This is a genomic window from Rhizobium sp. BG4 (assembly GCF_016864575.1).
Classification (GTDB): Bacteria; Pseudomonadota; Alphaproteobacteria; order Rhizobiales; family Rhizobiaceae; genus Rhizobium.
Window position 1 is genome coordinate 1,473,849 of sequence record NZ_CP044126.1, and the last position, 13,833, is coordinate 1,487,681.

Below are 13,833 nucleotides of genomic sequence, written 5' to 3' on the forward strand. Positions count from 1 at the left end.
CCGGATGGTGCAGGTCCGCGACCGTACCAGCAATGGCTGCAGTGGGCATCTTGATCTCCTGAGGTCCATCACTAAAGATGCCGCGCGCTGACCCGGCGACACGAGCCGTCTTTTTCCGGTCAGCCCGCCTATCCGCTTGGCTTGCCCTTTAAACAATTCAACCCCAAACGATAAGAGGACGACCAATATGACCGAGCATTTCGTCACCACCAAAGATGGCGTGCAGATCTTCTACAAGGACTGGGGCCCGAAGGACGCCCAGCCGATCATGTTCCATCACGGCTGGCCGCTTTCGGCCGATGACTGGGACAATCAGATGCTGTTCTTCGTGCAGCGCGGCTACCGCGTCATCGCCCATGATCGCCGCGGCCATGGCCGCTCTTCGCAGGTGAGCGAAGGTCATGACATGGATCATTACGCCGCTGACGCCTCTGCCGTCGTCGAGCATCTCGATCTCAAGAACTCCGTCCATATCGGCCATTCCACCGGGGGCGGGCAGGTTGCGCGCTATGTCGCCAAGTTCGGCGAGCCGCAGGGCCGCGTCGCCAAGGCCGTGCTGGTCAGCGCCGTTCCGCCGCTGATGCTGAAGACCGCGGCCAATCCGGGCGGCCTGCCGCTCGAAGTCTTCGACGGCCTGCGCAAGGCGCTTGCCGATAACCGCGCGCAGTTCTTCCTCGATGTCCCGACCGGTCCGTTCTACGGCTACAATCGTCCGGGTGCCGCAATCTCAGAGGGCGTGATCCGTAACTGGTGGCGCCAGGGCATGATGGGCAGCGCCAAGGCTCATTACGAGGGCATCAAGGCTTTCTCGGAAACCGACCAGACCGAAGACCTGAAGAATATTTCGGTACCGACGCTGGTGCTGCATGGTGACGACGACCAGATCGTGCCGATCGGCGCTTCCGCGCATGAATCGATCAAGCTTCTGAAGAACGGTACGCTGAAGGTCTACAAGGGCTATCCGCACGGCATGCTGACTACCCATGCTGACGTTCTGAACGCCGACCTGCTCGCCTTCATCAAGGGCTGATCGCATCCAGTCCAAGCCTCCGCCGCGGCCCGGGCTGCGGCGGAGGTTCATCGAGCGCGCCTTGCAAACTGGCGCCCGTCTCCCTATCTTTTCGTCATCACTCACATACTAACCCAAGGCATCGCCGGCGCTCAGCGCCGGCCGCCTGGCGTTTTGCGCCGGCTGGTGCCGGATGCCGCCCTCAGGCGGCCAAGGATGACATTTGAACAAGACGAATACCGCGATTGCGCCTGCCGCGGCAGCGCCGCGCGAGCGCGACGAGGCCGTGAAGCGGCCCGACAAGAACTGGAAGCCCTATCCCTGCCTGCTGACGCGCCGGGAACTGAAGGCGATCATCGCCAAACAGCTGGGCTGAGACATCAACCGCCAACGATAAGGAGAACACCATGCAGGTCATTGTCAGAGACAACAATGTGGAACAGGCAATCCGCGTCCTCAAGAAGAAGATGCAGAAGGAAGGCCTGTTTCGCGAGATGAAGGAACGCCGCGCCTACGAGAAGCCGTCCGAACGGCGGGTGCGTGAGCGGGCGCAGGCCGTCGCCCGCGTGCGCAAGGCGGCGAGGAAGAAGCTGCAGCGCGAAGGGCTGTTGCCCACCAAGCGCCGCGCTTCGGCACGGTAACGATCCAGGGGCCGCCGGCAGATGCGCCGGCGGCCGGGACATGAAAGGGTTGTGCGATGGAAGAACTGTTCAGCATGAATGTCTCGGATGAGAGGCTCGAGGACTGCCGCGAGGTGGTGGAGCCGGATCTCCAGGATTTGATCCGCTCGACGATTGCCTCCGGCTTTAGCGCCGAAGAGGTGCTGATCGCGATCAGCGAGCTCGTTGCCGAGGACTTCGCCCTCGTGGTGAAGACGCCGAGTGTCCATTAATTGCCCGCCATATGGGCAAGCTATGCAATTGACGCATTGCTGATTGGATGTCTTTGCGCTGCAAATCGGCCGCAGCTCATATTATATACATCTCATCGAAGCGAACGGAGCGCCGATTGGGGCAGCAGGGTTCGCAAAGCCCAAGGAAGGGGACTAAGATGAACATTGCACGCTCTTTCAATAACTGGCGCAAGTACCGTCAGACCGTTGCTGAACTCGGTCGCATGTCGAACCGCGAACTCAGCGACCTCGGCATCGGCCGCAGCGAAATCCAGTCGGTCGCACGCGCTGCTTCCGGCCGCTAAACGGCCGGCGAAAGCCGAATAAAATCCCATACGAAACGCCGGTTCATACGAGCCGGCGTTTTTGTTTTGGGCGCATGGGAGCATCCCGCCTGGCGCATAGCGGGACTGCGCTGCAAGCAACACGCATTTTCCGGTGCCGTGGCGACACTCTGTTCAATCCGCCGCGGCTATACCGGGCGGCGCTCCCGTGCGAAGAAGCCGGCAACGAAACATTGCAATTGGTGACACCATGAAAAAGATTGGCTTTCTCTCCTTCGGCCACTGGTCGCCCTCTCCGCAATCGCAGACCCGCTCGGCCGGCGATACGCTGCTGCAGTCGATCGATCTCGCCGTTGCCGCTGAAGAGCTCGGCGCCGATGGCGCCTATTTCCGCGTCCATCACTTCGCACGCCAGCTGGCTTCGCCTTTCCCGCTGCTCGCCGCCGTCGGCGCCAGGACGAAGAGCATCGAGATCGGCACGGCCGTTATCGACATGCGCTACGAGAACCCGCTCTATATGGCGGAAGATGCCGGTTCGGCCGATCTGATCGCCGGCGGGCGCCTGCAGCTCGGCATCAGCCGCGGTTCGCCGGAGCAGGTGATCGATGGTTATCGCTATTTCGGCTACGCGCCCGCCGAGGGCGAGAGCGACGCCGATATGGGTCGTCGCCATACCGAAGTCTTCCTCGATGTGCTCAGGGGCGAAGGCTTTGCCGAGCCCAATCCGCGGCCGATGTTTCCGAACCCGCCCGGCAAGCTGCGCCTCGAGCCGCATTCGGAAGGTCTGCTTGAGCGCATCTGGTGGGGGTCAAGCTCCAATGCCACTTCGGTCTGGGCAGCCAAGTTCGGCATGAACCTGCAGAGCTCGACGCTGAAGACAGATGAGAGCGGCAAGCCCTTCCATGTCCAGCAGGCCGAGCAGATCCGCATCTATCGCGAGGCCTGGAAGGAAGCCGGTCACAAGCGGGAACCACGCGTCTCCGTCAGCCGCAGCATTTTCGCGCTGATGAACGACATGGACCGCGCCTATTTCGGCGCAAGCGGCCAGAGCCAGGACCAGATCGGCTATATCGACCCGCAGACCCAGGCAATCTTCGGCCGTTCCTATGCCGCAGAGCCCGACAAGCTGATCGAGCAGCTGAAGAAGGACGAGGCGATCGCCGAGGCCGACACGCTGCTGCTCACCGTCCCGAACCAGCTCGGCGTCGCCTACAACGCGCATGTGATCGAGAGCATCCTGAAGCATGTCGCGCCGGCGCTCGGCTGGCGGTAATCAGCTCCAGGCCGAGAAGATCTGGCCGATCACTTTGCCGTCTTCGCGCAGGAGGCGGCAAAGTGCGGCGCCACGTTCAGGCGTCATCGCCATCAGCTCCAGATAGACCGTCTCCCCCTGCCGGATATTGCCGGAAAAGAATACGTCGCGGTGCCGGATCGGTCGCGTTGTGCCGAACCATCGGCCGAAGGCGCGATCGGCGATGGCCTGGAACTGCGCGAAATAGAAAAGCCCCGCACCGTTGAACTCCTGCGATGCATCCGGCTCGAAGCGGAAGCCACGCAATCGCTTCAGCGGGTTTGTCTGTAGGCCGAGATGCGTCTCGAGGTGGCCGGAGCGTAGCAGCGAGGCAGTGCGGGCGAGCGCGTTCTCCGCAGTAGCCTCCGACATGCCGGGTAGAGGCACTCGGGCGATCGAGTAATTGTCGCCGTCCCGGGTGCGGTGGACGAAGGTGGAGATCAGTTCAACATCGCCGATGGGTATGCCTCGGACTGATAGCGCGTGGCGGGTAGAGACCTGTGTGCGCGAGACCGGGGTCAACGCCGAGCGAATGGTCAGGACGTCGTTGGCGCGCGCTTTGTCGAAGCGCGCATCCTGCAGCGAGGTCGCGCAGATCGCCGCATAGGCTTCGCCGCCGTCGGACGTGCGGAAATCGGCGTCGGGCATGCCGAGATGACGGGCAAGCATCAGCCAGTGCCGGTGGCCGAGTTCCTTCATCAGCCACGTCTCGGAGAGGCCGGCGGGGGTCATATGCGGCATGCCGATCAGCAGGTGCGGTGACAGTGCCTGCTCCATCAGTTCCGCCACCGATGGTATTTGCGGTGGCAGATGGCTTTCCGTTTCCCGGGCATTCGCGAAGTCGAGGACGGCGATGTTCATGCTCAGCCGCCCGCCGCCTGTTTCAGCACCGGCAGGGCGCTTTCCAGATGTCCGGCGAGGTGGCCGACGACATGTTCGGCATCCTTGCCGACGGCAAGGAAGCGGCCGGAGCCCCAGGTCCACAGCCACGGCAGCCCCAGCACATAGACGCCGTCGATGCCGGTGACGCCGCGCCGCTGGACGGGATAGCCGGTGCCGTCGAAGATCGGCAGGCCGACATAGGACCAGTCTGGCGAAAAGCCGGTGGCCCAGATCACCGAAGTGATGCCTTCCGCCTTGAGATCGAGTTCGACCGGTTCGCCCTCGGGTTCCCACAGCGGCGTATAGACGCTCGCCGGCGGCGCATCGATGCCCTTTTCAGCGATGTGGCGGTCGATCAGCGCGTTGATACCGTTATAGACGCGGTCGGCATTGTCGAGATTGGATTTCAGATTGGGCGCAAACAGCATCTTGCCGTTCGAGACGCCTTCCATGCGGCCATAGAGCGCCATGCCTTCGAGGGCAAACTTGCGCAGATCGAGATCGCGGCCGCCATCGCGCCCGGTGAGATAGTGGTTGGTGTCGTGCTTCTTCTTGGTCATGCCGTCATGCTCGACGGTGATGTCGTACTGGCCGACATCGGCCAGCCAGTCCACCACATCGCGGCCGCGATAGAAGCGGGCGCAGCGCGGCGCGTTGCCGGTGACCATATGCACCTTGCGCCCGGCCAGATGCAGATCCTCGGCGATCTGGCAGCCGGACTGGCCCGAACCGACGACGACGACGGCACCGTCCGGCAGCAGGCTTGGATTGCGGTAATCGGCCGTGGGGATCTGCAGGATATCGTCGGGCAGCCGCTCGGCGGCGCGCGGTATTGCGGGCGCGCTGTAGAGGCTGGTGGCGATGATGACGCTGTCGGCGGTGATGCTGCCAGCCGAGGTCTCGATCTTGAAGAGATCGCCGGTCTTTTCCAGCGAAGTGACGCTGGTGCCTTCCAGCACCGGCGCATTCACCTTCTTCACGAAGCGGTCGACATAGCCGATGATTTCATCCTTCACCATGAAGCCGTGCGGATCGTCGCCGTCATAGGGATGATCGGGAAGCTGGCACTGCCAGTTTGGCGTCACCAGGCAGAAGGCATCCCAGCGCTCGTTCTTCCATTTGTGCGCCACCGTCTTCTTCTCGAAGACGACATGATCGATGCCGTGCTTCTTCAGATAATGGCTGGCCGAAAGACCGGCCTGTCCGCCGCCTATAACGGCAGTGCTGTAATGCGGCTTGAGGAGAAATGTCATGGGACGTTCCTTTCAGAGAATGAAGCTTTGGCAGCGCACGCGCGCATCGGCGTCGGATAAGAAGCGGGTACCGGCCTCCTCGATGCGGGCGAGCTGGCCGCGGGCGAGTGAGCAGGGGTAGCCGTATTTCGCCTCGACCCGGTCGCTGGCGATGCCAAGTGCCTGACGGCTGCGGTCGAGAAAGTCGCGGATCGGATAGGTCTGGCCTTCCTCGAAGAACTCGCGGATCACCAGCGAGGGCGAGTAGCAGGTTTCCTCCCGCCATCGGGCCAGGCGATGACGAAGCGCATTTCAGGCATGGGCGGGCTCCCTCAATGTCTCGTAGGCGTCGAGATGGGCAGCGGCGGTGCGCCGCCAGCCATGACCGGCGGCGATCACCAGGCCGCGCGGGACCAGCCGCTGCCGCACCGGCGGCATCAGCGAAATCGCCATAGCTTCGGCAATCGAGGCGGGATTGTGCGGATCGCACCAGATGGCATCGCCAGAGCCGAGATATTCGGTGAAGGGCGCAATCGAGGAGACGACAACGGGAATGCCGCTTGCCATCGCTTCCAGCACGACAAGGCCGAAGCCTTCCTTGACCGACGCAAAGACCAGAGCATCGGCGAGGCGGTAAAGCGCTGGCATGTCCTCATCGGCGACCGTGCCGAGGATATGGACGGCGCCCATATGATCGCCGAGGGCGGCGAGGGCTGCGCGAAACTCGCCCTGATAGCCGCGGTGATCGAGCAGCGATGCGCCACCGGCGATGACGAACTGTGCGTCGGGGCGGATGGCGCGCACCTGCCGGAAGGCTTCGAGCATCGAGAGCGTGTTCTTGCGCGCCTCGATGCCGCCGACCGACAGGAAGATCGGCCCTGCGGGCAGGCCGAGCTTGCGGCGCAGCGCCGAACCATCGGCGGATGGAGAGAAGCGGTTGGTATCGACGCCGTTGCCGACGATGGTCGAGGAAATCCCGCGTTCGCGCTTCAGCCTGTCGCGCCACAGGGCGCTGACGGTGAAGAACAGGTCAGCATTGTCGATCGAACGGTCCTGCAGCGCCATCAGCCTGGCATCGCTGAACTGGTCGATATGATGGACCGTGCGGGCGAAGCCGGCGATGAGGCCACGTTCCTTGAGCGTTGCCAGCGCATTGCCCGAAATGCCGTCGTGGGCGTGGAACAGGTCGAAGTCACGATTGGCGGGGTTTTCGAAGTGATCAAGGTAGTCGGCAATGCGCTGCTCGACCATGACAGTCATGTCGGAGAGCATGGAGTTCGCGGCCCCCTCATCCGCCTGCCGGCACCTTCTCCCCGATGGGGAGAAGGGATCTGCGACTTGCTCAACATCCCCTTTCCCCTCGGGGAGAGGGTAGGATGAGGGGGCTGTAGTCTCAGTGTTTGCGGGCTGGGCAACCGGTATGCAGACGGTCTGGCATGTCGTTGCCCTGAAGAACCCGGCGCCTGTCGCATCCGGTGCATGCAGGACAACATCATGACTAAGTGCCGTCAGCGCCTCCGAAAGCTGCATGGCATGCACCACGCCGCCGCGCGGATTGGTGGAGTGCGAGAGCATCGCGATGCGCAGCGGGCGGCTCATGCGGCATCCTCCCGGCTGGCGACGGCTGGTCCAAGCCGCAGCAACGGGGTTTTTGCGTAGTCGCGGATGACGGCGCGCGCAGTGCCGTCAGTGATCGCAACCTCGCTGCCTGGTACGACCGTGCCGATTGCGGCGGCTGTGATGCCGCGGGCCGAGAACCTGGAAATAACGGCGTCGACATTCTCCGGCGCGACCGACAGCAGATAGCCGTAGCTCGGGAAAGTCGCGAGCCAGCGGTCGAGCGTCACGCCTGATGGCAGCGGGATCGCCGCGACGTTGATCTCGATGCCGACGCCGGAGCATTCGGCGAGCATGATCGCGGTGCCGGGAATGCCGCCCTGGCTGATATCCTTGGCGGCGAGCGCCAATCCGGCCTCGGCGATTTCGGGCAGGATTTCCAGATCGCCGCGCAGCCGGGCAGGGGGCGCATCGGTCGCCGCTTCCCAGTTGTTAAAGGGCTCGCGGTAGCGGCCGCGATGATCGGCCGCGGCGATCAGCACATCGCCGGGGCGGGCGTCGAAGCTGGTCAGCAGCCTTTTCGCCCGGCCGAGAATGGCGACGGAGAGCTGGTGGCGGTCGGTGCGGATATTGGTGTGACCGCCGACGATCGGCACGCCATAGGTCCGTGCCGCCGCCCGCATGCCTTCCAGAACCGGAGCGGCATTCTCCTCGCCATTCGCCCAGAGCGCATCGACGACCGCAACGGGTCGTCCGCCCATGGCGGCGACATCGGAGATATTGACCATCACCCCGCACCAGCCGGCAAACCAGGGATCGGCGGTGACGAACTCGTTGATGAAGCCTTCGATGGCAAACAGCAGATAGCCGTCGCCATCGGGGAGTGCCGCACAGTCGTCGCCGACGGGCACTGTCACCTGGTCTGGCCCCTCCCCCTTGTGAGGAGGGGTTGGGGAGGGGTTTAACCCAGGGCTTCCGCCGCAAACCCAATATCAGCCTTTGCAGCGATACCCGCGGATGCCCGGAGCTTTTCGGCCAGCGCCTTGATGTCGATCGCGCCCATCATGCCGCCTTCTTCGTTAGTGCCACGAAACCGGCCTCCGGTGTCGGGCAGGGCGGATACCAGGCGAGATCGGCCTTCATCCGCAGATGCGGCTTGCCGTAGATCTCGAATTCCTCGACGACATCCCAATGCAGGCGGCGGAAGAGTAGGCCGTTCTGCACCTGCACATTGGCAAGGAACGTGTGGCAGCCTATGGCATTGGCCGAGGAGACGGCGAGCTTGATCAGCGTCGCGCCGAGCGCTCCGATCTTGCGGAAATCCTCGTGGACGGCGAGGCGCGAGCCCCACCAGAGCCCGGGCTCCTCCTCATGAATACGCACCGTCCCGGCCAGCCGGTCTGAGGCGACGCCCATCATCGAGAGCGCGACGATCGGGATGGCGTGGTCGTCGATCGCGTCGCGATCATCGCCGTCGAAAATCTTCTGCTCCTCGCAGAAGACGGCGCGGCGCAGCGCATGTGCCTGCTGCCTTTCCCAGCACGAGGTGGCGAACTTCACCTGGAATTCCGCGGCGCAGTAGGGAGCGAAGGGTTCGTGCATCATTTGGTCAGCATCCTTTCGTACGTCGAAAGGGCCGAGCAGGCGCCGCATTTGCCACAACCGGCCTTGATGTCGACGGCCTTTAGGCCGCTATCGACCAGCATCTTCGAGAGCGGGCCGAGGATCGAATGCATGAAATCCGGCTTCGGCGCCGGGTGGCTTTCGAGCGGCGTTCCGGAGATTGGCACGAAGGGCACGACGAAGGGATAGACACCGATCGCCACCAGCTTTTCGCAGATTTCAAGGATCGCCTCGCGGGTATCGCCGAGACCAGCGAGGATATAGGTGGAGACCTGGCCGCGGCCGAAGACCTCGACTGCCGCCTTGAAGGACGCCAGGTACTTCTCGATCGAGACCTGCGCCTTGCCGGGCATGATGCGGGCGCGCACCTCCGGTGTGACGACCTCGAGATGCATGCCGAGCGCATCGACGCCAGCATCCTTCATGATCTGGAACCAGGCATCGTCTTCCGGCGGCTCGCATTGCGCCTGGATCGGGATATCGACCGCCGCCTTGATGGCACGGGCGCTGTCGGCGAGGATGGAGGCGCCGCGATCCGAACCCTTCGGCGTTCCCGTCGTCATCACCATATGCTTGACGCCATCGAGCTCGACGGCGGCTTTTGCCACTTCGGCAAGCTGCTCCGGTGTCTTGTGGGCGATGGTGCGGCCGGCGGCGAGCGACTGGCCGATGGCGCAGAACTGACAGGTCTTGGTGCGGCTCTGATAGCGAATGCAGGTCTGCAGCACCGTCGTTGCCAGTACATCGCGGCCATGCAGCACGGCGATCTGCGAATAGGGGACGCCATCCGCCGTTGTGCGCTCGTAGAAGCGGGGGCGCAGCGGGAAGGAGACTTCGCCGAGCACGCGGCCATCGCGGCTGATGCGGCTCTTGCCCTCTTCATCAGGCTTGTCCACCAGATAGGGGCTTTCAAAGGCCGGGGCGGTGTGCACCGGCACCATGACGGTCATCCCGTCGATGGTCATCGGCTTATGGTCGGACGGACCGGCGCCGCCGCGGCGGCTCTCGTGCCCGGCCTTGGGATCAACCAGCCTGGCTCCGTAGGACTGCAACTCGTTGATCAGGATCTCGGTCGGAAGACGTGTCGTCGTACTGGTATCCATCGGTGTTGCTCCTTGCGGCTGCGGTTTCGAAAGAATTCTGGGAAGCGATCATCGGCGCGGTGGCGCGGCCATCGATGACGAGGTGAAGCAGTTCGGGGCGGGCGTAGTGGCCGACCGAGTCCATCATCCGTTTGCGCTTGATGATCAGGCTCATGTCGAGATCGGCGATCAGGATGCCTTCGCCCTCGGTGACCGGCGGGGCCAGATGCTTGCCCTCGGGCGAGATGATCGCCGTCATGCAGCCGCCGCGTAGCGCCTTCTGCAGGTTCTGGTCCGGCGTGATCGAGACGATCTGCTCGTCGGTCAGCCAGCCCGTGGCGTTGACGACGAAGCAGCCGCTTTCCAGCGCATGGTGCCGGATCGTCACTTCCATCTGCTCGGCGAAGATCGGGCCGACCATCGAGCCCGGAAACTGGGCAATATGGATTTCCTCGTGCTGCGCCATCAGCGCGTAGCGGGCGAGCGGATTGTAATGCTCCCAGCAGGCGAGCGCGCCGAGCCGGCCGATGCGGCTATCGACGACAGTGAGCCCGGAACCATCGCCCTGGCCCCAGATCATTCGCTCGTGGAAGGTGGGGGTGATCTTGCGCCGCTTCAGCAGTAATTTGCCGTCGGCATCGAAGAGGAGCTGGGTATTGTAGAGCGAGCCGTGATCCCGCTCGTTGACGCCGAGGGCCACGACGATGCCGTTCTCCCGGGCGGCGGCCGCGACGGCATCGGTTGCCGGGCTCGGGATGGTGACGGCCTCCTCGTAGAGGCGAACGTGCTCGCGTCCCGAAAGGACGGGTGGCAGCACGAAGGAGAAATACGGATACCAGGGAACGAAGGTCTCCGGGAAGACGATCAGCTCGGCACCTTTCGACGCCGCCTCGCGGATGGCGTCGAGCACGCGCGCCAGCGTCTTCTCCCGGGAGGTCAGATCGGGAGCGATCTGCGCGGCGGCGGCCCGGACGGTCAGTTTCTTCTCCATGGCAAAAAAATCCTTGCTTCGGTTTCCCTTCTCCCCGGCGGGGAGAAGGGAGCGGGGGTCAGAGCGTCCAGGTATCGAGGATGAAGGCGCCGTCGCGGCGGTGGAGCAGGATCAGGTCGAGCACATCGAGCGGGCTGATCGGCGTGATGCCGGGGATCAGAGAGGGTTCGCCGTGTCCATAAAGCGCCTGCAGCGCAAAGCGGCAGGCATAGACCTTGCCGCCCTCATCCATGAAGCCCTTGATCTGGTTGTTGAAGTTCAGATGACCGGGGAAGGCTTCCATGCCGAGTTTGGGGAAGCCGCGCTGCACGCCGAGTGTGACGCCCGGGCCGTAGAGCAGCACCGAGGTCTCGAAGCCCTTGCGCTTCAGGCGCTTGGCCTGCAGCAGGTTGACGAGGCCGATCGAGCCTTCGAAGGCGACGGTATGGAAGGTGATGAGGGCCTTCTCGCCCTCCTTTGCCTGGACGTCTTCAAAGACCTTGTCTTCGTAGTCGACGAAGAAGTCTCCATCTGCGTGGGCCGGTGCGGTAACTGCGGGCATGAATGGCTCCTGTGTTTGAAGTCAGGCCCCTGTCGCGGGGTACAGCCATTGAATTGCAAGCACCGTGCCAGATTGAATCTGCACAAATAGCAGTCAAAATCACAGGAAATGCGATCAATATTGCATTCAATGTCGATGATCGCTTGGATTGCCGCTAAAATGGCGTGCAGTTCCCTGCCAAAAATGAGTGCATCTATGACTTGAATGAATGCATTCAATATGCAATCAAATGTCAGCTGTTTTGCTCTGCCGAGCTGCTGATGCGGCATTCCGCCGTTGCGCGGCGGCCGATTGCCGCCGTGATTTCGCGTGACAGGACGAGGGTGCAACAATATACCATCAATGTCCCCGGATTCCCTTCCGACGACGATCACGAATTGCGGATATGAAATGAAAGACTGGCATCCCGACCTCAGCCGTTCCTCCAGCCCTCGCTATATGGCGATCGCCGATCTGATCGAGATGGATCTGCGTAGCGGCGTGCTTGCGGTCGGCGACCGGCTGCCGCCGCAGCGTGAGCTTGCGCGCAGGCTCAATATCGATTTCACCACGGTCGCTCGCGGCTATGTCGAGGCGCAGAAGCGCGGGCTGGTCGGCTCGCATGTCGGGCGCGGCACCTTCATCACCGGCGGTCAGGACAAGGAGCGCCGCGGCTTTGCGTCCGACGCGGCGCCCGATCCGCGCCGCGCTTCCGTCGTCGACTTCTCGATGAACCTGCCGCCCGAGCCCGATGATCCCGAGCTGCTCGACCGCATGCGCGAGGGTATGTCGGCGGTTGCCACCAATCTCATTCCGTTGCTGCGCTATCAGGGCTTCGGCGGTTCCGGCATGGACAAGGAAGCGGCGGCCGCCTGGCTCAGCCGCCGTGGCCTCGTGCCGTCGCAGGAGCGCATCTTCGTCACCCCCGGCGCCCACCCGGCGTTGCTGGCGATCTTCGGCCTGCTGGCGCGGCCGGGCGATACGGTTCTCTCCGAAAACATCACCTATCCCGGTATGCGCTCGATCGCGGCACAGCTGCGGCTCAACCTTTCCGGCTTGCCGATGGACGACGAGGGCATTCTGCCGGATGCGCTGGCCGATGCCTGCGAGCGGCTGAAGCCGAAGGCGCTCTATCTCAATCCGACGCTGCAAAACCCGCTGACGCTGACCATTCCGGAGCGCCGGCGCGAGGAAATCGCGGCCGTTGCCCGCAAGTATCATGTGCCGATCGTCGAGGATGACGCCTATGGTTTCATTCCGCTGCATGGCCCGCCGCCGCTCGCTGCCATCGCGCCCGACCTGACCTGGCATATCGGCGGGCTGGCGAAATGCATTGGCGCCGGGCTGCGGCTTGCCTTCGTCGTGGCGCCCGATACCAAGGCGATCTGGCCCTTCGTCAGCGCCATGCGCACCAATAATGTCATGGCTTCGCCACTCAATCTGGCGCTGGCAACGCGCTGGATCGAGGACGGCACGGCCGACACCATCCTCCGCTTCATCCGCGCCGAGGCGGCCGCCCGCCAGCAGATGGTGGCCGGCATTCTGCCGGAGGGAAGCTACAGGGCCGATCCGATCAGCTTCAATATCTGGCTGCCACTGACCAATGGCTGGACCCGCTCGACCTTCGGCAGCCATATGCGCAGTTCCGGCATCGGCGTCGTCGCCAGCGATGTCTTCACCGTCGATGGTGCAGCCGCCGAAGCCGTTCGCGTCTGCGTCGGCGGTCCGATCAGCCGCGAGCGGCTGCGGGGTGCGCTGGATTTCATGGCGCATGCGCTCGAAGGGCCGCCTGAGATGACTGCGTCCTTCTTCTGACGCTTCATTTGATCGACTTTGATGAAAGCGGGCCGTCGTGCCCGCTTTTTGCGTTTGCCGGCGCTATCGTTAAGCGCTGGGGACGCGCGGAAGGGCTCCATTAATCCTCTTCCCACAATCCTGCGGCATTGTGACTAATAGACTAGCAATCCGCGTTCAATGTAATTATATTGTATGCATACATTTAGAGGCATTGAATGCATTTAAGGATGCCTCGCAACCCGAAAAGCGAGACTGCCGTGAATACCGATTATCCTCCTCTCCCTCCCATGCAGACCGGCGTGCGCGGCCGTTGTCCGCGTTGCGGGCAGGGGCATATGTTCAATGGCTTCCTGACGCTGAAAACCGAATGCGAGGCCTGCGGCCTGGACTATTCCTTCGCCGACCCGGCGGACGGCCCGGCCTTCTTCGTCATCTGCTTTGCCTGCGTGCCAAGCGTGCTGCTCGGCGTCTGGCTCGAAGTCGCCTTCTCGGCGCCGCTTTGGGTTCAGTTCCTGGTGACCGGTCCGTTCATGGCGCTCACCTGCATTCCGCCGCTGAGGCCCCTGAAGGGGTGGCTGGTCGCCAGCCAGTATTTCTATAAGGCCGAAGAGGGCAAGCTTGCCCGAAGAGAAGCGCATCCGGCCGGCTGATACAGGCTTCGCCAAAATGAAAA

Annotated in this window: 15 protein-coding genes and 2 pseudogenes; 8 read left to right on the top strand and 9 right to left on the bottom strand. The window is 63.2% G+C overall.

Annotated elements, in window-relative coordinates; translation table 11 throughout:
* Positions 1-187 precede the first annotated feature (187 nt).
* From F2982_RS26960 to F2982_RS26985, 6 genes are all read left to right on the top strand, one after another.
* Complete coding sequence (locus tag F2982_RS26960) at positions 188-1,030, top strand: alpha/beta hydrolase (protein WP_112711240.1); 843 nt, start codon at positions 188-190, stop codon at positions 1,028-1,030.
* Between the two features lie 202 nt (positions 1,031-1,232).
* Positions 1,233-1,385, top strand: a complete 153-nt coding sequence (locus F2982_RS26965) for a hypothetical protein (RefSeq protein ID WP_165402710.1) — start codon at positions 1,233-1,235, stop codon at positions 1,383-1,385.
* Positions 1,386-1,416: 31 nt separating this feature from the next.
* Positions 1,417-1,650 (top strand): 30S ribosomal protein S21, encoded by a 234-nt coding sequence (gene rpsU, locus F2982_RS26970; RefSeq protein WP_112711239.1) that lies wholly within the window; start codon positions 1,417-1,419, stop codon positions 1,648-1,650.
* 56 nt (positions 1,651-1,706) lie between these two features.
* Positions 1,707-1,901 (top strand): hypothetical protein, encoded by a 195-nt coding sequence (locus tag F2982_RS26975; protein WP_112711238.1) that lies wholly within the window; start codon positions 1,707-1,709, stop codon positions 1,899-1,901.
* A gap of 158 nt (positions 1,902-2,059) precedes the next feature.
* Positions 2,060-2,206, top strand: coding sequence for a DUF1127 domain-containing protein (locus tag F2982_RS26980; protein ID WP_112711237.1), 147 nt, complete (start codon positions 2,060-2,062; stop codon positions 2,204-2,206).
* A 229-nt stretch (positions 2,207-2,435) separates the two neighbouring features.
* Positions 2,436-3,458: an LLM class flavin-dependent oxidoreductase gene (locus F2982_RS26985; protein ID WP_203430539.1), complete on the top strand. Its 1,023-nt coding sequence runs from the start codon at positions 2,436-2,438 to the stop codon at positions 3,456-3,458.
* On the opposite strand, the gene F2982_RS26990 is transcribed toward F2982_RS26985, so the two are convergent.
* The 9 genes and pseudogenes from F2982_RS26990 to F2982_RS27030 all read right to left on the bottom strand — a co-directional run bounded on the left by F2982_RS26990 (position 3,459) and on the right by F2982_RS27030 (position 11,384).
* Positions 3,459-4,337 carry a Pnap_2097 family protein gene (locus tag F2982_RS26990; protein ID WP_203430540.1) on the bottom strand — a complete coding sequence of 293 codons (879 nt, stop codon included), beginning with the start codon at positions 4,335-4,337 and terminating at the stop codon, positions 3,459-3,461.
* A gap of 2 nt (positions 4,338-4,339) precedes the next feature.
* Complete coding sequence (locus tag F2982_RS26995; protein WP_203430541.1) at positions 4,340-5,611, bottom strand: MSMEG_0569 family flavin-dependent oxidoreductase; 1,272 nt, start codon at positions 5,609-5,611, stop codon at positions 4,340-4,342.
* Between the two features lie 12 nt (positions 5,612-5,623).
* Positions 5,624-5,910: pseudogene (locus F2982_RS27000) on the bottom strand (MSMEG_0570 family nitrogen starvation response protein).
* Positions 5,903-7,189, bottom strand: a complete 1,287-nt coding sequence (locus F2982_RS27005; protein WP_203430542.1) for an MSMEG_0565 family glycosyltransferase — start codon at positions 7,187-7,189, stop codon at positions 5,903-5,905. The pseudogene F2982_RS27000 and the gene F2982_RS27005 overlap by 8 nt, the downstream one beginning before the upstream one ends.
* A pseudogene (locus F2982_RS27010) lies at positions 7,186-8,210 on the bottom strand (sll0787 family AIR synthase-like protein). The gene F2982_RS27005 and the pseudogene F2982_RS27010 overlap by 4 nt, the downstream one beginning before the upstream one ends.
* A complete protein-coding gene (locus F2982_RS27015) occupies positions 8,210-8,752 on the bottom strand; it encodes an MSMEG_0567/Sll0786 family nitrogen starvation N-acetyltransferase (RefSeq protein WP_203430544.1) in 543 nt (180 codons plus the stop codon). The pseudogene F2982_RS27010 and the gene F2982_RS27015 overlap by 1 nt, the downstream one beginning before the upstream one ends.
* Positions 8,749-9,873 (bottom strand): MSMEG_0568 family radical SAM protein, encoded by a 1,125-nt coding sequence (locus F2982_RS27020; RefSeq protein ID WP_203430545.1) that lies wholly within the window; start codon positions 9,871-9,873, stop codon positions 8,749-8,751. Before F2982_RS27020 ends, F2982_RS27015 begins: the two co-directional genes overlap by 4 nt.
* Complete coding sequence (locus F2982_RS27025; protein WP_203430546.1) at positions 9,794-10,843, bottom strand: Nit6803 family nitrilase; 1,050 nt, start codon at positions 10,841-10,843, stop codon at positions 9,794-9,796. Before F2982_RS27025 ends, F2982_RS27020 begins: the two co-directional genes overlap by 80 nt.
* A 58-nt stretch (positions 10,844-10,901) precedes the next feature.
* Entirely contained in the window at positions 10,902-11,384 is a 483-nt protein-coding gene (locus F2982_RS27030) for an MSMEG_0572/Sll0783 family nitrogen starvation response protein (protein WP_112711228.1), read from the bottom strand.
* A 390-nt stretch (positions 11,385-11,774) separates the two neighbouring features.
* Between F2982_RS27030 and F2982_RS27035 the strand changes: the two genes are divergently transcribed.
* Both F2982_RS27035 and F2982_RS27040 read left to right on the top strand, forming a co-directional pair.
* Complete coding sequence (locus F2982_RS27035) at positions 11,775-13,178, top strand: PLP-dependent aminotransferase family protein (protein ID WP_203430547.1); 1,404 nt, start codon at positions 11,775-11,777, stop codon at positions 13,176-13,178.
* Between the two features lie 239 nt (positions 13,179-13,417).
* A complete protein-coding gene (locus F2982_RS27040) occupies positions 13,418-13,810 on the top strand; it encodes a DUF983 domain-containing protein (RefSeq protein ID WP_203430548.1) in 393 nt (130 codons plus the stop codon).
* Positions 13,811-13,833 lie beyond the last annotated feature (23 nt).